The following is a 21,048-nucleotide window of genomic DNA, read 5'->3' on the forward strand; positions in this document are numbered from 1 at the left end:
AAGGCCTGCCGGCCGGCGCTCAGCGGGGGCTTCGTGGCAGGACGCGGCCGGCAAGCTGGCCGGTGAACGCCTGGTTTTCCCACACCGGCGCGCCGTTGACGTACACCGAATGAATGCCGGCCGCGCGTTCGGTGGGATTGTCGAAATCGGCCACGTCGGCGACGGTGTCCGGATCGAACACCACCAGGTCGGCAAAGCAGCCGGGCTGCACCAGCCCCCGGTCCGGCAGGCCGAACCGGGCGGCGGTCAGGCCCGACATTTTCCAGACCGCGGTTTCCAGCGAAAACAGCCCCACATCGCGCGCGTAGTGTCCCAGCACGCGTGGAAAAGTGCCCCACAGCCGCGGATGCGGCCGTTGGTCGTGCGGCAGTCCGTCCGAGCCGATCATGGTGGGCGGGAACGCCAGAATGCGCCGCACGTCCGGCTCGTCCATCATGAAGTAAATGGCCCCGGCCGGCTGCAGTTCTTCCACCAGGTCGTACTTGGCCATGCCGCGCTCGGCCGCCACCTCGTCCAGGTCGCGGCCGGCCAGTTCGGGGCGTGGCTTGCACCACGTGATGATGGTGCGGCCGGCCAGCAGGACACGGTCTTTCTTCAGCATGGTGGATCCGGCCACGTATGGGTAGGCATCCAGCGCGATGTCCTGGCGCGCCATGGCCGCCTCGATGATGGCCAGCGTTTCTTCCGAGCGTCCGAAGTTCGGCTGGCCCATCACTTTATGATGCGAAATGACCACCGGCACATCGAGCTCGCGGCCGATCCGGAAGGTTTCCTGCAGGGCCGCGACGATGTGCTCGCCTTCGTCGCGCATGTGGGTGGCGTAGATGCCCTGGCGTGAACTGAGTGGGCGGCAGACTTCGATGATCTCTTCGGTACTGGCGCGCGCGGCGGGCGGGTAGAAGGTGCCGGTGGAAATGCCGATCGCGCCGGCCGCCATGGCCTCTTCGGCCAGCGCCTGCATGGTGTCGATCTCGGCCGGCGTAGCTGTCCGGTCCAGGTCCGGCATCACGGCGGCGCGCAGCGTCGAGTGCCCAACCATGCACGCCGCGTTGACGGCCGGCGGGTGGTCGCGTAGCGCGTCCAGGTAGTCGTTGAACCGCCCGAAACGGTACGAGCCGCCCGCGTCCAGCAGGTCCAGGGGAGCGGGCGGCGAGTCATGCCTGAGCGGCGCCAGGCTGATGCCGCAATTGCCGGTAACGACGGTGGTGACCCCCTGCGATATCTTGGGCGTCATGTCGGGGTGTTCCAGCAAATAGTTGTCGTCGTGCGTGTGCGAATCGATGAAGCCGGGCGCCACGATCATGCCGGTGACATCGACGCGGCGCCGCGCCTGCTGGCCGGCCAGGTCGCCCGTCGCGGCCACGCGGTCGCCCCGCAAGCCGACGTCGGCGCGCCGGCGCGGCTCGTTGCTGCCGTCGATCAGCGTGCCGCCGGCCAGAATCAGGTCGTAGGGGTCGGTAGAGGATGTGGACATGGCAAGGCTCCGCTACGGTTTCTCGATATTCCACATGACCGGGATGCCCCCCTTGATCAGCTCGGTGTGCTGCAGGCCGCGCACCGCGAATACAGGCTTGAATTCGCCCCACATGACGTACGGCACGCTCTCGTAGGCGCGGGCCTGCATCTGGGCGGCGATTTCCTTGCGCTTGCCGGCATCCGGCTCGCGGATCCAGCTGACGCGCAGCGCGTCGAGCTCCTTGTCGCAGGGCCAGCCGGGCAGGCTGTTGCCGCACGCGGCCGACAGCCAGGGATTGGTGACGGGCGTGCTGGCGTCGTAATAACCGCCCCAGGTCAGGAAAACGTTCCAGCCGCCCTGCGCCGGCGGGTCTTTCTTCAGGCGGCGCGCCGCGAGCGAGGCCCAGTCCATCGATAACAGGTCGACATTGATGCCGGCTTCTTTCATATGCTGAGCCAGCACCGTGACGGGAGAGGCGCTCAGGTGGTCGGTGGGATACAGCATGACCACTTTTTCGCCCTTGTAGCCGGCCTGCTGCAGCAACTGCCTGGCTTTGGCGACGTCCGGCTTGGCGTAGGGGGCGGCGCCCGCGTCGGTGGCCAGCGGCGACCCGCAGATATACAGCGTGGGGCAGTACTTCACCCGGTACTGTTCAGGGTAGCCCATGGAGGCCACCATTTCGTTCTGGTTGACCAGGTAATACATGGCCTGCCGCGCGCGCGGGTCGTTGAACGGCGGGTGCAGGGCATTCAGGACCGCCATTCCCTGCGAAGCCACCGAGGTGCTCAGCTGGATCTTGTCGTTGCTTTCCAGCACGGGCAGATAGTCCGGCGGCACCTGTTCGATCATGTCCACCTCGCCGTTCATGAGCGCGGCGGTCGACGTATTGCCGTCTGGGATGTAGATCCACTCGACGCGATCCACCTTGACGCGCTTGCCGCCGGCCAGGCCGTCGGCCGGCTCGTCGCGCGGCACGTAGTCGGGATTCTTGACATACACCACCTTGTTGCCCGGAACCCATTCGTCGCGCTTGAAGAGGAACGGGCCCGATCCCACCATCTCGGTCACGGGCGTGGTCGGGTCGGTGGATGCCAGCCGCTTCGGCATGATGAAGGGCGGCAGGCCCGAGGGCTTGGACAGTGCGTCCAGCACCAGGCCGAAGGGTTCCTGGAGCGTCAGCGTGAACGAATCGGCGCTGTCGGCGGTAAAGCTGGCCCCGGCCGCGAACATCGCCTGGCCGAGCGTATCTTTCTTGGCCCAGCGCTGGATCGATGCGATGCAATCCTCGGCGGTCACCGGCGTGCCGTCGCTGAATTTCAGGCCGGGGCGCAGTTTGAACGTCCAGGTCTTGCCGTCATCCGAGCGCGTCCAGGTGTCCACCATCTGTGGCCGCACTTCGCCCTTGCTGTCGCGCGCGAACAGCATGTCGAACACCATGTAGCCGTGGTTGCGCGTGATGTATGCCGTATTGAACAGCGGGTCCAGCGTCTTCAGGTCGGCGTGCGGCACCAGCCGCAGCGTGCGAGGCTCGGTCGCGGCTGACGTGGCCGCCGCCATCGCCAGCAGCGCGGCAGCGCCCACCAGGCTTAATTGCTTGATCATAGTGGTTCCCCTTGCAGGTCGGCCTCGCGGGCCTCTGGAAAAACGCTTCAGGCGGTCAAGGGCCATTTCGGCCGCGCGACCTTGGTGTACGGCAGTGCGTTGTAGTCTTGGGTAATCGCGCCCGGTGTTTCGACGTAGATGACGCGCTCGGCGATCTTCGAATAGGCCGCGTAGAAGTGCTGCGACGACTTCACCACAATGAGCTTCATCGCGGCGAGGTTCACGCCGAACTGGGTGAAGAGATCGGTGCCCATGGCCTGGTTGCGATACGAAGTCAGAACCAGCACGACGCCCTGGCAGCGCACGGCCACCGAATGGCCCAGCTGCGCGGGGGTGCCCGCCAGCCCCGTCATGACGGCGTCCGGCCGCAGGGCCAATATGGTGCATTCCAGGTCCAGCGGCTGGCCCGACACGGGCGCCACCTTGCCGCCTATCCGCAACCGGATTCGGGCGCCTTCGCCCGCCTCGAAGCAAAGCTGCACCGCGACCGGGTCCCAGATCGGCCCGATCGCCGCGGCTTCGATGCCGCGCGCGAGCAAGTGTTCCAGGATGAATGTCGAGTCACTGGGCGCGCCGCCGCCGGCGTTGTCCGCCGAGTCGGCCAGCACGACCGGGTACTTGCCATGGGCCAGGGCCTGGTCGAGCGCTTCTTCCACGCCGGGGTAAGGCGGCGCCAGTTGCTCCCGCAGGCCGATGAGTTCTTCGCCGAGACGGCGTGCCAGAGCGTCGGCCTGCGCCGCGTTCCCGTCGGTATAGACCAGCACCTTCGATCCCATGTCTGGCGTATCGCCCCAGGGGAACCCGTGCGCGATAGAGATGGACAGCACCCCATCCTTGCCTTCCATCGCCAGCAGGCGATCGACAAAGCCGCGCATGGGCTCGCGGCTGGTGTGCATGATGGAGATCATGTTGCAGTCGTACACCGCGCAGGCCGGACGGATGCGGCCTTCGGCCCTGGCCACGCACAGGTCGACCAGGTCGTAGGCGCGGTCCAGGATGTCGGTGTGGGGATATTCCTTGAAGCACACCAGGAAGTCGGCCGCCTGTGTCATGGTCGCGCTCAGGTGGCAGTGCGGGTCCAGTTCGGCCCCGATGACGGTGTCCGGGCCCACGATCTCGCGCGCGCGGCGCAGCAGGTCGCCTTCGCAGTCGTCGTAGCCGTCGGCCACCATGGCGCCGTGCAGGCCGAACAGCGCGATGTCCACCGGGCCGGCGCGGCGCAGGTCGTCCAGCAGCTCGTCGCGCAACGTTTCATAGGCGTGGCGCGTGGTCAACCCGGCCGGCATGGCGCCGGCTACCATGCCTTCGACCAGAGTCCAGTTCTTGCCGCGCGCGCGCTGGCGGGCCGCCCATAGCGGGCCCGAGAACATCTGCATCTGGTCGGGATGCTGCCCGGCCGGAAAGTAGCCGCGCGCCCGGTATGCTCCCAGCCCGGTGGGGATGGGAGAAAACGTATTCGTCTCGGTTGCCAGGGATCCTGAGAAAATCTTCATACGGTGGCTCCACGTCTGTCTTGTCGGTTGGTCACGCTTCGCACAGGCGGGCCGGCCGCACGGCCTCGGCGTTCACGCCATGCTCGCGCAAGTGTTGAGGCAGCGGCTGGCCGGTCAGCAGGGCGGCGGCCAGTTCCGACGCCGCGGCGGCGGTCTGTATGCCATAGCCGCCCTGGGCGGCCACCCAGAAAAACGCGGGCGCGCGCGGGTCCCAGCCGATGGCGAAGTCGCCATCGGCAACAAATGAGCGCAGGCCGGCCCACGTATGGCGCGGGCGCCGGATGGTCATCGATGTTGCCGATTCAATGCGGTGGATGCCGGTAGCCACATCCAGCTCTTCCGGCGCCACGTCATGCGGGGCCACGGGGTCGGCGTTGGCCGGCGAGCCCAGCAGCTGGCCCGCATCCGGCTTGAAATAAAAGCTCTCGTCCACGCCGACCACCGCGGGCCAGGCGGAAAAATCCACGCCTTCCGGTCCGGCGAACGTGAAGGCGGTGCGGCGGCGCGGCTGCAGGCCGATGCGCGCGGCGCCGCACGCCTGCGCGACCTGGTCGGCCCATGCTCCCGAGGCGTTCACCAGGGTGCGGGCGTGCACGGACTGCCCGTCGGACAGCTTCAGGGTCCAGCGACCGGCGGCGTACCGGGCCTGCGTCAAGGTGGAGTCGGGCCGCAGTATCGCGCCGCGTTGCCGCATGCCCCGCAAGAACCCCTGGTGCAGCGCATGCACGTCGATATCGCGCGCCTCGGGTTCGGCAATGGCGCCGCACAAGCGTTCGCTTTTCAGGCAGGGCACGCGGGCGGCCGCTTCATGAGGGCTGATCAGGGCAACTTCGGCAGACTGGGCGCGATATTCGTCGTAGGCCTGCCGGAGCAACGCCTGCTGGGCGTGCGTGGCGATATACATGACGCCGCGCGCGCCCAGCAGGGGATGGTCGGCGAAGCCGGCGGGCGGGCTTTCGTAGAACTGGCGGCTGGCGCGGGTGAGCGCGCGCGTGTGCGCGGTGCCGTAGGTCTCCATGAACATGGCGGCCGAGCGGCCCGTCGAGTGATAGCCGGGCTGCGACTCGCGCTCTAGCACCACTACCGACGCCGTGTCCGCCAGCCGGTAGGCCACCGAGGCTCCCGCTATGCCCGCGCCTACGACAGCGTAGTCGTAAGTCTGTCGTTCGCTCATCGTCACGTCAAAAATTCTCTTATTCGATAATTAGCGAATACGATAAAAGTGTTCAGGCAAGCGTGTAATAGGGGTTTTTCCGGGGTTTTACCTATGGGCGGCAGGCGCGCCGGAACGGCCGCGCTGAACAGGGGGTTCGGCAAAAAAGAATCGGCAAGGCTGGGCCGGCGCGCAAATAATACGAGCACCGCGCAAGGCCGTGCGCCTGTGGCGCGCCAACAAGAAAACCGGAGACACACCTATGCACGATCCGCAACGCCGCCGCCTGATGGCGGGGCTGGGCGCCGCCTGGGCGGCAGCTTCTTTGCCTTTGCAGGCCCGCGCGGCCAAGTGGCCCGAACATCCTGTCAACTTCATTGTGCCGTTCCCGCCCGGCGGGCCGGTGGATACCACCGCGCGCTTTACCACGCAGCCGATGGGCGAAGCGTGGAAAGTGCCGGTGGTGGTCGACAACAAGGCCGGCGCGGGCGGCATCGTGGGCGCACAGGCCGCGGCCAAGGCCGGGGCCGACGGCTATCACTATTTCTTCGCGTCGATTCACCACGCGGTGCTGCCCAGCCTGCGGGCCAACCTCAGCTATGACGTCACCACCGATTTTGTGCCGGTCGGCATGGCGGCGGTGTTTCCCATCGTGCTGGTGGTGCATGAATCGCTGCCGGTGAAGACGGTCGAGGAACTGATCGCCTACGCGAAACAGCATCCGGGCAAGCTGTCGTTCGGCTCGTCGGGCACGGGCGGCGGCACGCACCTGGCGGGCGAGTTGTTCAACAGCATGACGGGCACGCGCATCCAGCACGTGCCGTACCGAGGCAGCGCGCCGGCCATGCAAGACCTGCTGGGCGGCCAGGTGCAGGTGATGTTCGCCGACGGCCCTTCGGCCCGGCCCCACCTGGAAGGCGGCAAGATCCGTCCGCTGGGCGTGGGCAACCCCGAACCCTCGGCGCTGTTCCCTGGCATTCCCACCATCGCCGCATCGGGCGTGCCCGGCTACGAGGCGTATTCCTGGAGCGGCCTGCTGGCGCCGGCCGGCACCCCGGCCGCCATTGTCAAGCAGGTCAACGCCGACATGGTGCGCGCCCTGCGCGACCCGGCCACCGCCCAGGGCCTGCTGAAAGCCGGCGCCGAACCCAAGCCGGGCACACCCGAGGAATTCGGCGCCTTCCTGCAGGCCGAGATCGCCAAATGGGGGGAAGTGATCAAGGCGGCGGGCATCAAAGTGGAGTGAGGGGGAGGGCGGCGTTACGGGGGGCTGGGCGGGGCGTTGTGAGGCGTGGCGGTGTCGGTTCTTCTGGCGTCGTGGTGTGGTGGCGCGAGGGCCTTGGCTTCACGGTGCCGTCCGGGCGCCCCCCGCGCCCGGGCCCGGCCCCGAGGCGCCACAGCCCTCGCGCCGCCACCCCGCGACTTGCAGCAGGTCTGGAATGTTGCATTGCTGGGGCGGGTGGGGTTCTTGCGTTCTCGCCGGCGGCGGGGTGAGAGAAAAGCATCTTGCGGGGCCGGCTTTCGACGCCGCCCTGCGCGGCGTTGAAAGCCATTCATGAAGGGGCTGGTCGTGGGTGTTTGGAGTAATGGCCTGGGGGGCACTGATGTTGAAGGGATCAGATAAGCGCGCCCAGGTGTCGGGCTCCGCAGGTGCCCGACACCGCTGTCGGCCACAACTATCTCAGTCATGCGGTGTCAGGCACAACTATCTCAGTCATGCGGTGTCAGGCACCCTGTCGGGAGCCTGACACCTGAGATAAACAGCGACCTGACCGCGCCACCATTACCCGACGCCATTGGCCGCTACCATTACCCGACAAAGCATCGCCAGCCGTTGTCCGAATGGCTTTCGACGCCGCCCTGCGCGGCGCTGAAAGCCTTCATGAAGGGGCTGGCCGTGGGGTATTTGGAGTAATGGCCCGGGGGGGCACTGATGTTGAAGGGATCCGATAGCGCGCCCAGGTGTCGGGCTCCGCAGGTGCCCGACACCGCTGTCGGCCACAACTATCTCAGTCATGCGGTGTCAGCCACAACTATCTCTCATGCGGTGTCAGGCACCCTGTCGGGAGCCTGACACCTGAGATAAACAGCGACCTGACCGCGCCAACATTACCCGACGCCATTGGCCGCTACCTTTACCCGACAAAGCATCGCCAGCCATTGCCGGAATGGCTTTCGACGCCGCCCTGCGCGGCGCTGAAAGCCATCCATGAAGGGGCTGGCCGTGGGGTGTTTGGAGTAATGGCCTGGGGGGCACTGATGTTGAAGGGATCAGATAAGCGCGCCCAGGTGTCGGGCTCCGCAGGTGCCCGACACCGCTGTCGGCCACAACTATCTCAGTCATGCGGTGTCAGCCACAACTATCTCTCATGCGGTGTCAGGCACCCTGTCGGGAGCCTGACACCTGAGATAAACAGCGACATGACCGCGCCACCATTACCCGACGCCATTGGCCGCTACCTTTACCCGACAAAGCATCGCCAGCCATTGCCGGAATGGCTTTCGACGCCGCCCTGCGCGGCGCTGAAAGCCATTCATGAAGGGGCTGGCCGTGGGGTGTTTGGAGTAATGGCCTGGGGGGCACTGATGTTGAAGGGATCAGATAGCGGTTGAAGGGATCAGATGGCGCGCCCAGGTGTCGGGCTCCGCAGGTGCCCGACACCGCTGTCAGCCACAACTATCTCAGCCATGCGCTGCCAGCCACAACTATCCCTCATGCGGTGTCAGGCACCCTGTCGGGAGCCTGACACCTGGGATAAACAGCGACATGACCGCGCCACCATTACCCGACGCCATTGGCCGCTACCATTACCCGACAAAGCATCGCCAGCCGTTGTCCGAATGGCTTTCGACGCCGCGCAGGGCGGCGCCGAAAGCCGGCCCTGCAAGATGTTTTTCCCTCACCCCACCGCGGGCGAGAAGGCAAGAACCCCGGCCGTCCCAGCAGCATGGCAAACGTCATCTAATGCGAGTCGTGTCGGGCGGGGGCGGGGGCCGTGGCGCCTCGGGGCCGGACCCGGGCGCGCGGGGCGCCCGGACGGCACCGTGAAGCCACGGCCCCCGCCCCCGCCTGACACGACGCCAAAAGAACCGACGCCCCCCAGAAACCGCCCCCGCCGAATCCTACTGAAGCAACGCCCGCCGCGCCTCCTCGTATTCCCGCGCCAACTGCTCCACCAACGCTTGCGTCGACAGCAGTTCCTGCGTGGCGCCCACCCCCTGGCCCGCGCTCCAGACATCTTTCCAGGCTTTGGGGCGGTTGCGCTTGTCGAGGTCGACGGGGTTGGCGTCCATTTCGGCGAGCCGCGCCGGGTCCAGGCCGGCGGCGGCGATGCTGGGGATGAGGTAATTGGCCGGCACGCCCGAGAAAAACGGGGTGTACAGGACATCATCGACGCCCGCCTGCAGCACCATTTCGCGGTAGCGGTCTGGCGCCAGCGATTCGTGCGTGGCGATGAAGCGCGTGCCCATGTAGGCGAAATCGCAGCCCATCGCCTGGGCCGCCAGCACATCCTTGCCGTGGCTGATGCAGCCCGACAGCGCCAGCGGGCCATCGTAGAACGCGCGGATTTCATTCACCAGCGCGATGGGGTTGATGGCGCCCGCGTGTCCGCCCGCGCCCGCCGCCACCAGAATCAGTCCGTCCACGCCGGCATCCAGCGCGCGCCGGGCATGGCGCACCGTGGTCACGTCGTGGAACACCAGGCCGCCGTACGGTCTTACGGCTTCCACCACCGCATCGGGCGCATGCAGCGACGTCACCACCAGCGGCACGCGATGTGCCACGCAAGTGTCCAGGTCGCCGCGCCAGCGCGCATTGGTGGGGTGCACGATCAGGTTGACACCATAGGGCGCCACCACGGCGCCGGGGTGGGCCTGGCGGTAGGCCGCCAGGCCGGTTTCGATGCGCGTCAACCAGTCGTCCAGGGCTTCCTGGGGGCGCGCATTCAGCGACGGGAACGTGCCGACGATGCCCGCGGCGCATTGGGCGATGACCAGGTCGGGACCCGACACCAGGAACATGGGCGCGCCGATGACCGGCAGGCGGGTGGTCGAACGCAGGAATTGCAATGCAGGCATCGGCACTATTCTCCGGGTCAGTTGGTCTGGATGTTGGCCGACTTGATCACGTTCGCCCACATGGCGTATTCGCGATCGATGCGTCCCTGCACGGCTACACCGTCGCCTTCGTCGACGGTGTAGCCGCCGTCGACCATGGCCTTGCGGAACGCCGGGTCTTTCGACACGGCGGACAGCGCCTTGGACAGCCGCGCCTTGACCGCGTCGGGCAGCTTGGGCGGCGCCATCAGCGCATACCAGCCGACCACTTCATAGTCTTTCAGGCCGGCCTCGATCATGGTGGGCACGTCGGGCAGTTCGGGGTTGCGCTCGCGCGAGGTCACCGCCAGGGCGCGCGCCTTGCCGCTCTTGATGAACGGAATAGCCGTGCTGGTGATGTCGAACATGAAGGTGATCTTGCCGCTGACCACGTCCATCATCGCCGGCGAGTTGCCGCGGTACGGAACATGCAGCATGGGGGCCTGCGCTTGCAGCTTGAGCAGTTCGGCCGACAGGTGGTTCGAGGCGCCCACGCCCGCCGAGCCGAAGCTCACCGCCTCGGGGTGCGCCTTGGCGTACGAAATCAGCTCGCCCACGCTCTTGGCCGGAATCTGCGGCCCGATCAGCAGCACGTTGGTGTAGTCGACCACCATGCCGATGGGGGTGAAGTCTTTATGCGGATCGAACAGCTTGCTGTTCTGCACCAGCGGCGAGATGGTCAGCGAGGGGCTGGCCGCGAAGCCCAGCAGGTAGCCGTCGGGCGCCGCCTTGGCGGTGGCGTCGGACGCGATCATGCCGCTGGCGCCGGCGCGGTTTTCCACCACCACGGGTTGGCCCAGTTTCTCGCCCAGGTACTTGGCGAACACGCGCGCGGTGGTGTCCACCGGGCCGCCGGGCGCGTAGCCCACCAGCAGCCGCAGCGGCCGGTCCGGGTAGTTGTCGCTGGCCTGGGCGGCGCCGGTAGCGCACAGGGCCAGTGCCAGGGCGCTGGCGCGCAGCAAAGAGGTGATCTGCATGGATAGTCTCCGTTGTTATGTGTGCTGTTTCGCGGGTTTGCCTGCTGCATTGCGGCCGCTCCCGCAGCGGCCGCGTCGTCCGCGCCTATCGGCGGACGATGGGTGCTGGCAGTGTCGGGCGAGCTGGCGCGGTTGACCATTCTTCATTGCCGAAGCAGGGGTTTTGCCGGACGGTACGCTGTAGCGGGCGTCCACGCGCGCGCCCCACAGCGGCTTTGCGGCGGCCATGCTTCGTTTGCACAAAACCCCCGCTTCCACAGAGGCAGATTGCCCTGGCGGCCGGGCCGTGGCTAGATACGGGCAGAAGGAGACCGCACATGGATCTGAGCTGGACCCCGGAAGAACGCAGCTTCCGCGAAACCGTACGCGCGTTCGCGCAAGAAAAACTGCCCGGCGACATCCGCGACAAGGTGCTGCGCCACCAGCGCCTCGAACGCGACGACTACATCCGCTGGCATCGCATTCTCGACGACCAGGGCTGGGGCGCGCCCACCTGGCCCAAAGAATTCGGCGGCACGGGCTGGAACCCCATCCAGCGCCTCATCTTCGAGGTCGAGTGTTTCAAGGCAGGCGCGCCGCGCCTGCTGCCGTTCGGCCTGAGCATGATCGGCCCCGTGCTCATGAAATACGGCAGTCCCGAGCAGCAGCAGCGGCTGCTGCCGCGCATCATCCGCGTCGACGACTGGTGGTGCCAGGGCTATTCCGAGCCGGGCTCGGGGTCCGACCTGGCCTCGCTGAAGACGCGCGCCGAGCTCGACGGCGACCATTACGTCGTCAATGGCCAGAAAACCTGGACCACGCTGGCGCAATACGCCGACTGGATGTTCTGCCTGGTGCGCACCGACCCCGATGCCAAGGCGCAGCGCGGCATCTCCATGCTGCTGATCGACATGCGCACACCCGGTGTCAGCGTGCGCCCGATCCGCACGCTCGACGGCGGGCACGATGTCAACGAAGTGTGGCTCGAAAATGTGCGCGTGCCGGTGGCCAACCGCGTGGGCGAAGCCGGCCAGGGCTGGACCTACGCCAAGTACCTGCTGGGCCACGAGCGCACCGGTATCGCCGGGCTGGGCCATTGCCATCGCGAACTCGGCATCCTGAAAGACCTGGCCGCGCGTACCCAGCGGCGTGGCCGCCCCATTCTCGACGACAGCCGCATGCGCGACCGTATCTCGCGCATCGAGGTCGACATCATGGCGCTGGAAATGCTGCTGCTGCGCGTGGCCGCGGCGCGCGGCGACGCGCCCGGGCCGGAGGCCTCGGTGCTGAAGATCCGCGGCTCCGAAATCCAGCAAGACCTGGCGATGCTGCAGATGGAAATCGCCGGCCCCGATGCCTGGCCGTACGATCCCGACTGGATGCATGCCGATGCGGCTTTCCACGGTCCCGGTCCCGACATGACGGCCGCGGCCGGCGCCGGCTATGCCGACATGCGCAAGACCACCATCTACGGTGGCACCACCGAGGTGCAGAAGGGCATCATCGCCCGCATGATGCTGGGCCTGTAAGGCCGGCCATCGCAACGGAACACGACTATGGATTTCGCGTATACCGAAGAACAGCGCATGCTGGCCGACAGCCTGCGGCGCCTGGTGCAAGACGAATGGGGCTTCGCCGCGCGCCGCGCGCGCGCCGCGCAGCCGCAGCTGGACACGCGCGCCTGGGAACAGCTGGCAGAGCTGGGCGTGCTGGGTCTGAACATCGCCGCCGAGCATGGCGGCTTCGGCGAGGCGCCCGCCAGCCTCTTGCCGGTGCACTTGGAACTGGGCCGGGGCCTGGTGTCCGAGCCGGTGATTCCCAGCGCGGTAATGGGCGCGGCCCTGCTGGCCGCCTGCGCCGATGACGCCACGCAGCGCGAGTGGCTGCCGGCGCTGGCGTCGGGGCAGGCCATTGTTTCGCTGGCCTGGCAGGAGCCCGGCCGGCGCTACGACGCCGAACCCGAACTGTGCCGGGTGCGCCCTGCCGCGGACCGCATCCTGGAACTGTCGGGCGCCAAGCACCTGGTGTGGCACGGCGCGGCCGCGCACGCCTGGATCGTGTCGGCCCGCGACATCGACGACGAACCCGTGCTGCTGCGGGTGCCCGCCAATGCGCAGGGCGTCACGGTGCTGGACACGCCCACGCTCGACCGCGCGCGTTGCGCGCGCATCGATTTCGACCGTACGCCGCTGGGCGCGGATGCCATTCTGGCGCAGGGGCCGGCGGCTCGCGCGGCCCTGGCCACGGCCGTCGACTGGGGCACCGCCGCCCTGTGCGCGCATGCCGCGGGCGCCATGGAACGCCTGCTCGAAATCACTATCGACTACCTCAAGACGCGTCGTCAGTTCGGCCAGCCGCTGGCTTCGTTCCAGGTGCTGCAGCATCGCATGGCCGATATGCTGGTCGCCAAGGAAATGGCCTTGTCCATGGCCTATGTGGCGGCCGCCGCGCTCAGCGAGCCCGACCCGGCCCAGCGCCGCCGCATGCTTGCCGCCGCCAAGATCGAGGCCGCGCGCGCCGGCCGCTTCGTGGCCCAGAGCGCCGTGCAGCTGCATGGCGGCATGGGCATGACCGACGAACTCGAAGTGGGCGACTACTTCAAGCGGCTGACCATGATCGACCAGCTGCTGGGCGACAGCGCCGAGCAGCTCGCGGTGCTCGAGGAACTTGCATGACCCAGGCCTACGAACAGATCCGCTTCACGCTGGAAGACGGCGTGGGCGTCATTACCCTGAACCGCCCCGACCGCCTCAACAGCTTCACGGCGGTCATGCACGCCGAACTGGCGCGCGCCCTCGATACCCTCGAGGCCTGCGCCGAACTGCGCGGCCTGGTGATCACCGGCGCGGGGCGCGGCTTCTGCGCCGGCCAGGACCTGAGCGAGCGCAAGCCGCTGCCGGCCGGCCAGCGCCGCGATCTCAGCGAGGGGCTGCGCAATTTCTATCGTCCGCTGGTGCTGCGCCTGCGGGCCTTGCCGGTGCCGGTCGTGTGCCTGGTCAATGGCGTGGCGGCGGGGGCGGGGGCCAGCCTGGTGTTCGCCTGCGACGTGGTCTATGCGGTGGAATCGGCGCGCTTCATCCAGGCATTCAGCAAGATCGGCCTGTTGCCCGACGCCGGCGGAACCTGGTTCCTGCCGCGCCTGGTGGGCTCGGCGCGCGCCATGGGGGCGGCCCTGTTCGGCGACACGGTGTCGGCGCGCCAGGCCGAGCAGTGGGGCCTGATCTGGCGCTGCATTCCCGATGGCGATCTCGACGCCACCCGCGCCCAGGTGGTGGCCACCCTGGCCGGTGGGCCCACCCGGGCCTATGCCGCCACCAAGCAGGCCCTGCAGGCCGCCAGCGGCAACACCCTGGCGCAGCAACTGGATCTGGAATGCGATTTGCAGCAGCAACTGGGCTACACCGACGACTATCTGGAGGGCATGCGCGCCTTCGCCGAGAAGCGGCCGCCGGCGTTCCAGGGCAAATAGTGGCGCGGCCGCACGCGCGGATTCCGGCCTCTTGAACCCCGTCTTGTAGAAATACGAATTCACAAAACCGGAGGGGCAGGGCATTCTTGCGGCTGCAACGACACCGCCAAGGAATCCAACATGACGTCTTCCAACCCCGCGGCCTGGATCGGCCGCGGCGAGTCCGTGGCCGACAACCTCGACGCCGGCCATGCCGGGCGCATCGCCGCCACCCTGGGCGAGCCCGCGCCGGCCGTCGGGGCGTCCCTGCCGCCGCTGTGGCACTGGGCCTTCTTCATCAGTCCGGTCGGCATGGACGGCATCGGCGCCGACGGCCACCCGGCGCGCGGCGGCTTCCTGCCGCCCGCCGACGACCGCAACCGCATGTGGGCGGGGGGGCGCGTGGCTTTCCATGCTCCGCTGCGCGTGGGCGTGCCGGCCGAACGCCGCTCCACCGTGGCCGACGTGCGCGAGAAAACCGGCCGTACCGGCGCGCTGCTGTTCGTGACCGTGCGCCACGAATACCACCAGGATGGCGTCCTGGCCATCCAGGAAGAACAAGATATCGTCTACCGCCAGCCGTCGCCGCCCAAGCTGGCGGGCACCGACGCCCCGCCCGCCTCGCAATGGCGCCGGCAGGTCGACCCATCGCCGGTGCTGCTGTTCCGCTATTCGGCGGTTACCTTCAACGGCCACCGCATTCACTACGACCACCCCTATGTCACGGGCACCGAAGGCTATCCGGGGCTGGTGGTGCACGGCCCCATGATCGCCACCCTGATGGTCGCGGCGTTTCGCGCCGCCCATCCCTCGGCGCGCCTTGACCACCTGTCGTACCGGGGCCTGCGGCCCCTCATCGCGCCCAAGCCTTTCGATGTCGCGGGCCGCATCAATGAAGCCGGCCTGGCCGAGCTGTGGGCCGAGCAAGACGGCACGCTGGCGCACCAGGCGCAGCTGAAGTTTTCCGCATGAACACGCCGGCCGCCCCGGGCGGCCGGTTCCGCAGTGCGCAGCACGAAGGTACCCCCATGAATTCCGCCACACCTGTCCGCCCGCTCGACGGCATTACCGTCGTCAGCCTCGAACACGCCATCGCCGCCCCGTTCTGCACGCGCCAGCTTGCCGACATGGGCGCGCGCGTCATCAAAATCGAACGTCCCGGCGTGGGCGACTTCGCGCGCGGCTACGACGAGCGCGTGCGCGGCCTGTCTTCGCATTTCGTCTGGACCAACCGCTCGAAAGAAAGCCTCACCCTCGATCTCAAACACCCCGACGCCGCCGAGGTCATGCAGCGTCTGCTCGATTCCGCCGACGTCCTGGTGCAAAACCTGGCCCCCGGCGCCGCCGAGCGCCTGGGCCTGTCGTTCGAGACCCTGCATGCCAGGCATCCGCGCCTGATCGTCTGCGACATCTCGGGCTATGGCCAGGGCGGTCCTTACGAGCGCAAGAAAGCCTACGACCTGCTCATCCAGAGCGAAAGCGGTTTCGTGTCGGTTACCGGCTCGGCGCAAGAGCCCGCCAAGGCCGGTTGCTCCATTTCCGACATCGCCGCCGGCATGTACGCCTATTCTTCCATCCTGAACGCGCTGCTGCTGCGCCAGCGCACGGGCCTGGGCAGCCGGCTCGACGTCTCCATGCTGGAAAGCATGGTCGAATGGATGGGCTTCCCGCTGTACTACGCGTTCGAGGGCGCCGCGCCGCCCATGCGCGCGGGCGCGGCGCATGCCAGCATCTATCCGTACGGCCCGTTCCCGGTGGGCGACGGCGCCACCATCATGCTGGGCCTGCAGAACGAGCGCGAATGGCGCGTGTTCTGCGACCGCGTGCTGGGCCAGCCCGAACTGGCCGACGACGAACGCTTCGCGTCCAATTCGCGCCGCGCCGCCAACCGTGACGCGCTGCGCGCCCTGATCGTGCAGGCCTTTGCCGGGCTCACCATCGACCAGGTCACCGAACGCCTCGAAGCCGCTCAGATCGCCAATGCCCGCGTCAACGAAATGAAAGACGTCTGGGCTCACCCACAGTTGCAGGCGCGCCAGCGCTGGCGCGAAATCTCCAGCCCCGCCGGCACGCTGCCCGCGCTGCTGCCGCCGGCCTCCAGCAACGCCTTCACGCCGCGCATGGATCCGGTGCCCGCAGTGGGCGAAAACACCGATGCGGTGCTAGCATCGTTAGGGTATGCGCCCGAAGACGTGGCGCGCCTGCGTGCTGCCGAGGTCGTGTAATGCAAGCCATAGCCCGTACCGTCCGTACCGCCCTGTTCGTGCCGGCCAGCCGGCCCGAACGCATTCCCAAGGCGCTGGCCAGCGGCGCCGACACCGTCATCGTCGATCTCGAAGACGCCGTCGAGCACCTGGCCAAAGACAGCGCCCGCGAAGCCCTGTGCGATTTCCTGGGCACCCACCCCGAGGTCCGCCTGTGGGTGCGCATCAACGATGCCTCCACGCCCTGGCACGACGACGACCTCAAGGCCTGCCACAACCATCCGGGCGTGGCGGCCATCGTCCTGCCCAAGACCGAAACCCAGGCCCATGTGCGGCATGCCGCGCAAACTGGCATCGACATCGTGCCCATCCTGGAAACCGCCGACGGCGTTCTCAACGCGGCCGAAATCGCCGCCACACCCGGCGTGCAGCGCCTGGCGTTCGGCAGCCTCGACTACGGGCTCGACCTCGGCCTGACCACCGATTCCGACGGCGCGGGCGTGGTGCTGGACCACGCCCGCGTCCAGGTGCTGCTGCGCAGCCGCGCGGCCGGGCTGGCGCCGGCGCTCGACGGCGTATTTCCCGGCGTGCAAGACACCGCCGGCATGCAGGCGGCCGCCTGCCGCGCCCGCGACATGGGCTTTGGCGGCATGTTGTGCATCCATCCCACCCAGGTGGGCATCATCCACGGCGCCTTCGCGCCGCCAGCGGCCGATCTCGAATGGGCGCGCCGCGTGGTGGCCGTGCATCGCGACAGCGGCGCCGGCACGTTCATGCTTGAAGGCAAAATGGTCGACGCACCCGTCATCGCGCGCGCCCGCCAGCTATTGCAGCGCGCCGGCGAGCAGGCCTAAGCGGTCGGGCTGGCGCGCGGGGCACTGGCGCCAGGTGCCTGACTCCCGCAGGGTGTCAGGCACTGTGTGGGTGAGATGTTCGTGGTGTTTTACGGTGTCTGACACCTTCGGAGTCAGACACCTTGTCAACTGCGATCTGGCGCCAGGTGTCTGACTCCCGCAGGGTGTCAGGCACTGTGTGGGTTAGATATTCGTGGTGTTTTGCGGTGTCTGACACCTTCGGAGTCAGACACCTTGTCAGCTGCGATCTGGCGCCAGGTGTCTGACTCCCGCAGGGTGTCAGGCACCGTATGGGTGAGATATTCGTGTCGTTTCGCGGTGTCTGACACCTTCGGAGTCAGACACCTGGCCAGCTGCGATTTCATTGTCAGCCGCGATCTGGCTTCAGGTGCCTGACTCCCGCAGGGTGTCAGGCACTGTGTGGGTGAGATGTTCGTGGTGTTTTGCGGTGTCTGACACCTTCGGAGTCAGACACCTTCGGCGGCCGGACTCGCACCTTCGGAATCAGACGCCTTCGGCGGCCGGACTCGTTGTCCTTTGCGAACTCAACCAGGCAGCCGTTCTATTGACTGGTCGGCCAATTGCGCCAGCAATGTTTGCAGTGGCCCCTGAGGCAGCACCAGTTCTGGCGCCAGCTCGCCCAGCGGCGCCAGCACGAAGGCGCGCTGGTGCATGCGCGGGTGGGGCAGGCACAGGCGCGGCGTGTCCATGGCGGTGTCACCGTATAGCAGCAGGTCCAGGTCCAGCGTGCGCGGGGCGTTCTTGTAGGGCCGTTCGCGGCCGTGGCGGGTTTCCAGCGCCTGCAGCGCGTCCAACAACGCCAGTGGCGCCAGGGTAGTGTCGATTGCCGCCACGGCATTGATGAAATCGGGGCCGGCGGCATCCACGGGCGCGCTGCGGTAAAGGCTGGAAGACCGGCAGGCCAGGATGCCCGGCGTGGCGGCCAGCTCGTGCAATACGGCGCGCAGCGTGGCCTGGGCATCGCCCAGATTGGCGCCCAGGCCTATGTAGGCGCGCGCCGTGTGGGTCATTCGGCCTCGCGCGGCGCGGCGGCGCGGCGCGGACGGCGGCGCCGCTTGCGCGGGGCGCCGGCTTCGGCCGGGTCGCGCGGCAGGCGGCCCAGTTCTTCGATCATGTCGGCGCGGGTGGCGTCGTCGCCATTGGCCAGGTCCATCCACCACTGGGCCAGCACGCTGTCGAACTCGCCGGCCGCGGCCCGCAATTGCAGGAAGTCGCAGGCCGCGCGAAAGCGCGGCTGCTCGATCATGCGGTAGATGGTCTTGCCCATGCGGCGCTCGAAGCGGGGCTGCATGAACCAGATTTCGCGCATGTCGGCCGAAAACCGGCGCTGGATGGCCAGCTTTTCGGTCTGCTCGTCCAGCACCGAATCGGCGGCGCGCACCAGCGCGGGCACCGAGTGTTCACCCTGGGCGCGCAGCTGCTTCCAGCGCGATTCCACTTGCTGCCACAACAGCGACGCAAACAGGAAGCTGGGGCTGATGCTCTTGCCGGCGCGCACGCGCGAGTCGGTGCGTTCGAGCGCCAGCTCGACGAAGTGTTCGCCGCCGGGCTGCTCCAGCACGACGTCAAGCAGAGGCAGCAGGCCGTGATGCAGGCCGTCGGCGCGCAACTGGCGCAGGCAGTCCATGGCATGGCCGCAGGTCAGCAGCTTGAGCATTTCGTCGAACAGGCGCGAGGCCGGCACGTTCTCGATCAGCGGCGCCATGGTGCCGATGGGCTTGCGTGTGGCGGGGTCGATGCTGCCATTGAGCTTGGCGGCGAAACGCACGGCGCGCAGCATGCGCACCGGGTCTTCGCGGTAGCGCTGGGCCGGGTCGCCAATGATGCGCACCTGGCGTTTTTTCAGGTCTTGCACGCCGTTGTGGTAGTCAATGACCTCTTCGGTGTGCGGATCGTAGTACAGCGCGTTCATGGTGAAATCGCGCCGCGCGGCATCTTCTTCGTGGGTGCCGAACACATTGTCGCGCAGGATGCGGCCGTGCTCGTCGGTCTCCTGGTCTTGCGAGGCAGGAGCCCGGAACGTAGAGGTTTCGATGATCTCCTGGCCGAACACCACGTGCACCAGCTGGAAGCGCCGGCCAATGATGCGGGCGCGGCGGAACAGCGGGCGGATCTGTTCGGGCGTGGCGTTGGTGGCCACGTCGAAATCCTTGGGTTCCAGGCCCACGATCAGGTCGCGCACGGCGCCGCCCACGATGTAGGCCGAATAGCCGTGCTGGCGCAGCACTTCACAGACCTTGATGGCGTGGCGGGAAACGTTGCGCCGGTCGATGCCGTGCTTGTCGCGCGTGATGCGCTGAGGCCCTCGGGCCGCCGGCGTGAACAGCCGGCTGACAAATTTTTTTATGGTGTCGGTGATCATTAGGATTTGGCGTCTTCCATGTGCTCGAACAGGTCGAGCACCTGCCAGCCGCGCGTGCGCGCAATGTCGCGCAGCGACGGGCTGGGATTGGCCGCCACGGGCCGGCTGACGGCCTCGAGCAGCGGTACATCGTTGACCGAATCGCTATAAAAGAACGATTCGGAGAAATCCGCAAGCGTCAGTCCCATGCCGGCCAGCCACTGTTTGACGCGCACGACCTTGCCTTCTTTGAAGCTGGGCGTGCCCTGGATGCGGCCGGTGTAGCGGCCGTTGCGGTATTCGGGATCGGTGGCGATCAGGTGCGGCACGCCGAAGGCGCGCGCAATGGGCGCCGTGACGAAGCTGTTGGTGGCCGTGACCAGCGCGCACAGGTCGCCGGCCGACAGGTGCCGCTCGACCAGCTGCAGGGCCTGCGGGGTGATGTCGGGGCGCACGACCTGCGCCATGAATTCTTCGTGCCAGGCTGCCAGGTCGAACGGCGTATGCGCGGCCAGCAGGCCCAGCATGAACTCGGCCGCCTGTTCGGCGGTGAGCTGGCCCTGGTTGTAGCGCACCATCAGGTCGTCGTTGCGGCGGCGCGCTTCGTCGGGATCGCCGGCGCGTCCGGTGCGCGCCAGGAAATCGGCCCACTGGTAGTCGCTGTCGAGCGGCAGCAGCGTGTGATCCAGGTCGAACAGCGCGAGTCGTCGGGGCGTCATGGCGTTTGCGTATCGGGGTCTGCCAGCATGGCGCGCAGCAGCGGAATGGTAATGGGCCGGCCGGTGGCCAGGGAATAGCGGTCTAGCGCGTCGAGCAGGGCGGCAAGCTTGCGGATGTCGCGTTCGCGGTGCGTGAGCATCCATTGGATGACTTCGGGCGCCAGCTGCAGGCCGCGTTCGGCGGCTTGTGCCGCCAGCGCGGCCCGCTTGTCGGCGTCGGACAGCGGTTCCAGCCGGAAGACCAGGTCCCAGCCCAGGCGGGTGCGCAGGTCTTCGCGCAACGGCATGGACAGGGGCGCGCGGTCGCCGGCCACCGCCAAGGCGAATGCGCGGCTGGTGGCCGCGCATTCGCGCCACCGATTGTACAGGGCGAACAGGCCGGCCTGCCGGGCGTCGTCCATGCGGTGCACGTCGTCGATGGCTACCACCGTCGGCATGGCGGCGGCGGAGTCGGCGCCGGCCAGCTGCCGCAGCGCCTGGGCCCCTTGCGCCGCGTCGATATACATGGCGCCCGGCACGGCGGCCAGCCCGCGCAGCAGGTGGCTGCGGCCGCAGCCGGCGGCGCCCCACAGGTATACGGCCCGGCCCGGCGCCAGCGCGCGCGCGGCGGCCAGCGCTTCGCCATTGGGACCGGCGATGTAGTTCTGCAGCGTGGGGGCGGTTGCGGGAAGAACGTCGAGCAGCAGCTGGCGATTCATGGGTG

Annotated in this window: 17 protein-coding genes; 7 read left to right on the forward strand and 10 right to left on the reverse strand. The window is 67.8% G+C overall.

Annotated features, from left to right (window positions below; all coding sequences use genetic code 11):
- Window positions 1–19 precede the first annotated feature (19 nt).
- Genes BPET_RS04080 through BPET_RS04095 form a run of 4 tightly spaced genes read right to left on the reverse strand, consistent with a single transcriptional unit; the run spans window position 20 to window position 5,725 of the window.
- On the reverse strand, window positions 20–1,474 hold the full coding sequence (locus BPET_RS04080) for an N-acyl-D-amino-acid deacylase family protein (RefSeq protein WP_012247820.1): 1,455 nt from the start codon (window positions 1,472–1,474) through the stop codon (window positions 20–22).
- A gap of 12 nt (window positions 1,475–1,486) precedes the next feature.
- Complete coding sequence (locus BPET_RS04085; RefSeq protein WP_012247821.1) at window positions 1,487–3,058, reverse strand: ABC transporter substrate-binding protein; 1,572 nt, start codon at window positions 3,056–3,058, stop codon at window positions 1,487–1,489.
- A gap of 47 nt (window positions 3,059–3,105) precedes the next feature.
- Window positions 3,106–4,551, reverse strand: coding sequence for a M81 family metallopeptidase (locus BPET_RS04090; RefSeq protein WP_012247822.1), 1,446 nt, complete (start codon window positions 4,549–4,551; stop codon window positions 3,106–3,108).
- Between the two features lie 31 nt (window positions 4,552–4,582).
- Window positions 4,583–5,725 (reverse strand): NAD(P)/FAD-dependent oxidoreductase, encoded by a 1,143-nt coding sequence (locus BPET_RS04095; protein ID WP_012247823.1) that lies wholly within the window; start codon window positions 5,723–5,725, stop codon window positions 4,583–4,585.
- 241 nt (window positions 5,726–5,966) lie between these two features.
- Here BPET_RS04095 and BPET_RS04100 point away from each other — a divergent pair, with 241 nt between their 5' ends.
- Window positions 5,967–6,950: a Bug family tripartite tricarboxylate transporter substrate binding protein gene (locus BPET_RS04100; RefSeq protein WP_012247824.1), complete on the forward strand. Its 984-nt coding sequence runs from the start codon at window positions 5,967–5,969 to the stop codon at window positions 6,948–6,950.
- Between the two features lie 1,877 nt (window positions 6,951–8,827).
- On the opposite strand, the gene BPET_RS04110 is transcribed toward BPET_RS04100, so the two are convergent.
- A complete protein-coding gene (locus BPET_RS04110) occupies window positions 8,828–9,784 on the reverse strand; it encodes an NAD(P)H-dependent flavin oxidoreductase (protein WP_012247827.1) in 957 nt (318 codons plus the stop codon).
- A gap of 17 nt (window positions 9,785–9,801) precedes the next feature.
- Window positions 9,802–10,779 carry a Bug family tripartite tricarboxylate transporter substrate binding protein gene (locus tag BPET_RS04115; RefSeq protein WP_012247828.1) on the reverse strand — a complete coding sequence of 326 codons (978 nt, stop codon included), beginning with the start codon at window positions 10,777–10,779 and terminating at the stop codon, window positions 9,802–9,804.
- Window positions 10,780–11,096: 317 nt separating this feature from the next.
- Here BPET_RS04115 and BPET_RS04120 point away from each other — a divergent pair, with 317 nt between their 5' ends.
- The 6 genes from BPET_RS04120 to BPET_RS04145 all read left to right on the forward strand — a co-directional run bounded on the left by BPET_RS04120 (window position 11,097) and on the right by BPET_RS04145 (window position 17,264).
- Complete coding sequence (locus BPET_RS04120) at window positions 11,097–12,287, forward strand: acyl-CoA dehydrogenase family protein (protein WP_012247829.1); 1,191 nt, start codon at window positions 11,097–11,099, stop codon at window positions 12,285–12,287.
- A gap of 27 nt (window positions 12,288–12,314) precedes the next feature.
- The gene (locus BPET_RS04125; protein ID WP_012247830.1) at window positions 12,315–13,433 is read left to right on the forward strand and encodes an acyl-CoA dehydrogenase family protein; all 1,119 of its coding nucleotides are present in this window, start codon (window positions 12,315–12,317) and stop codon (window positions 13,431–13,433) included.
- A complete protein-coding gene (gene paaG / locus BPET_RS04130) occupies window positions 13,430–14,227 on the forward strand; it encodes a 2-(1,2-epoxy-1,2-dihydrophenyl)acetyl-CoA isomerase PaaG (protein ID WP_012247831.1) in 798 nt (265 codons plus the stop codon). Before BPET_RS04125 ends, paaG begins: the two co-directional genes overlap by 4 nt.
- 120 nt (window positions 14,228–14,347) lie before the next feature.
- The gene (locus BPET_RS04135; RefSeq protein WP_012247832.1) at window positions 14,348–15,178 is read left to right on the forward strand and encodes an FAS1-like dehydratase domain-containing protein; all 831 of its coding nucleotides are present in this window, start codon (window positions 14,348–14,350) and stop codon (window positions 15,176–15,178) included.
- A gap of 56 nt (window positions 15,179–15,234) precedes the next feature.
- Window positions 15,235–16,431: a CaiB/BaiF CoA transferase family protein gene (locus BPET_RS04140; RefSeq protein ID WP_012247833.1), complete on the forward strand. Its 1,197-nt coding sequence runs from the start codon at window positions 15,235–15,237 to the stop codon at window positions 16,429–16,431.
- Complete coding sequence (locus tag BPET_RS04145; RefSeq protein ID WP_012247834.1) at window positions 16,431–17,264, forward strand: HpcH/HpaI aldolase/citrate lyase family protein; 834 nt, start codon at window positions 16,431–16,433, stop codon at window positions 17,262–17,264. The genes BPET_RS04140 and BPET_RS04145 overlap by 1 nt, the downstream gene beginning before the upstream one ends.
- Before the next feature lie 545 nt (window positions 17,265–17,809).
- Here the strand turns inward: BPET_RS04145 and BPET_RS04150 are convergent.
- Genes BPET_RS04150 through hda form a run of 4 tightly spaced genes read right to left on the reverse strand, consistent with a single transcriptional unit; the run spans window position 17,810 to window position 21,043 of the window.
- Complete coding sequence (locus tag BPET_RS04150; protein WP_012247835.1) at window positions 17,810–18,295, reverse strand: 2-amino-4-hydroxy-6-hydroxymethyldihydropteridine diphosphokinase; 486 nt, start codon at window positions 18,293–18,295, stop codon at window positions 17,810–17,812.
- Window positions 18,292–19,647: a polynucleotide adenylyltransferase PcnB gene (gene pcnB / locus BPET_RS04155; protein ID WP_012247836.1), complete on the reverse strand. Its 1,356-nt coding sequence runs from the start codon at window positions 19,645–19,647 to the stop codon at window positions 18,292–18,294. Before pcnB ends, BPET_RS04150 begins: the two co-directional genes overlap by 4 nt.
- Window positions 19,647–20,345 (reverse strand): HAD family hydrolase, encoded by a 699-nt coding sequence (locus tag BPET_RS04160; RefSeq protein WP_012247837.1) that lies wholly within the window; start codon window positions 20,343–20,345, stop codon window positions 19,647–19,649. Before BPET_RS04160 ends, pcnB begins: the two co-directional genes overlap by 1 nt.
- Window positions 20,342–21,043, reverse strand: a complete 702-nt coding sequence (gene hda / locus BPET_RS04165) for a DnaA regulatory inactivator Hda (RefSeq protein WP_012247838.1) — start codon at window positions 21,041–21,043, stop codon at window positions 20,342–20,344. The genes BPET_RS04160 and hda overlap by 4 nt, the downstream gene beginning before the upstream one ends.
- Window positions 21,044–21,048 lie beyond the last annotated feature (5 nt).

The sequence above is a fragment of the Bordetella petrii genome (genome assembly GCF_000067205.1).
Lineage (GTDB): Bacteria > Pseudomonadota > Gammaproteobacteria > Burkholderiales > Burkholderiaceae_B > Bordetella_A > Bordetella_A petrii.

What these genes read in the sequence shown, in the direction of transcription:
- BPET_RS04120 (WP_012247829.1), top strand. Translation starts at nt 11,097, where the DNA reads ATGGATCTGAGCTGGACCCCGGAAGAACGCAGCTTCCGCGAAACCGTA.
- BPET_RS04110 (WP_012247827.1), bottom strand. Translation starts at nt 9,784, where the DNA reads ATGCCTGCATTGCAATTCCTGCGTTCGACCACCCGCCTGCCGGTCATC.
- BPET_RS04160 (WP_012247837.1), bottom strand. Translation starts at nt 20,345, where the DNA reads ATGACGCCCCGACGACTCGCGCTGTTCGACCTGGATCACACGCTGCTG.
- BPET_RS04150 (WP_012247835.1), bottom strand. Translation starts at nt 18,295, where the DNA reads ATGACCCACACGGCGCGCGCCTACATAGGCCTGGGCGCCAATCTGGGC.
- BPET_RS04095 (WP_012247823.1), bottom strand. Translation starts at nt 5,725, where the DNA reads ATGAGCGAACGACAGACTTACGACTACGCTGTCGTAGGCGCGGGCATA.
- BPET_RS04080 (WP_012247820.1), bottom strand. Translation starts at nt 1,474, where the DNA reads ATGTCCACATCCTCTACCGACCCCTACGACCTGATTCTGGCCGGCGGC.
- BPET_RS04090 (WP_012247822.1), bottom strand. Translation starts at nt 4,551, where the DNA reads ATGAAGATTTTCTCAGGATCCCTGGCAACCGAGACGAATACGTTTTCT.
- paaG (WP_012247831.1), top strand. Translation starts at nt 13,430, where the DNA reads ATGACCCAGGCCTACGAACAGATCCGCTTCACGCTGGAAGACGGCGTG.
- BPET_RS04085 (WP_012247821.1), bottom strand. Translation starts at nt 3,058, where the DNA reads ATGATCAAGCAATTAAGCCTGGTGGGCGCTGCCGCGCTGCTGGCGATG.
- BPET_RS04115 (WP_012247828.1), bottom strand. Translation starts at nt 10,779, where the DNA reads ATGCAGATCACCTCTTTGCTGCGCGCCAGCGCCCTGGCACTGGCCCTG.
- BPET_RS04145 (WP_012247834.1), top strand. Translation starts at nt 16,431, where the DNA reads ATGCAAGCCATAGCCCGTACCGTCCGTACCGCCCTGTTCGTGCCGGCC.
- BPET_RS04125 (WP_012247830.1), top strand. Translation starts at nt 12,315, where the DNA reads ATGGATTTCGCGTATACCGAAGAACAGCGCATGCTGGCCGACAGCCTG.
- hda (WP_012247838.1), bottom strand. Translation starts at nt 21,043, where the DNA reads ATGAATCGCCAGCTGCTGCTCGACGTTCTTCCCGCAACCGCCCCCACG.
- pcnB (WP_012247836.1), bottom strand. Translation starts at nt 19,647, where the DNA reads ATGATCACCGACACCATAAAAAAATTTGTCAGCCGGCTGTTCACGCCG.
- BPET_RS04100 (WP_012247824.1), top strand. Translation starts at nt 5,967, where the DNA reads ATGCACGATCCGCAACGCCGCCGCCTGATGGCGGGGCTGGGCGCCGCC.
- BPET_RS04135 (WP_012247832.1), top strand. Translation starts at nt 14,348, where the DNA reads ATGACGTCTTCCAACCCCGCGGCCTGGATCGGCCGCGGCGAGTCCGTG.
- BPET_RS04140 (WP_012247833.1), top strand. Translation starts at nt 15,235, where the DNA reads ATGAATTCCGCCACACCTGTCCGCCCGCTCGACGGCATTACCGTCGTC.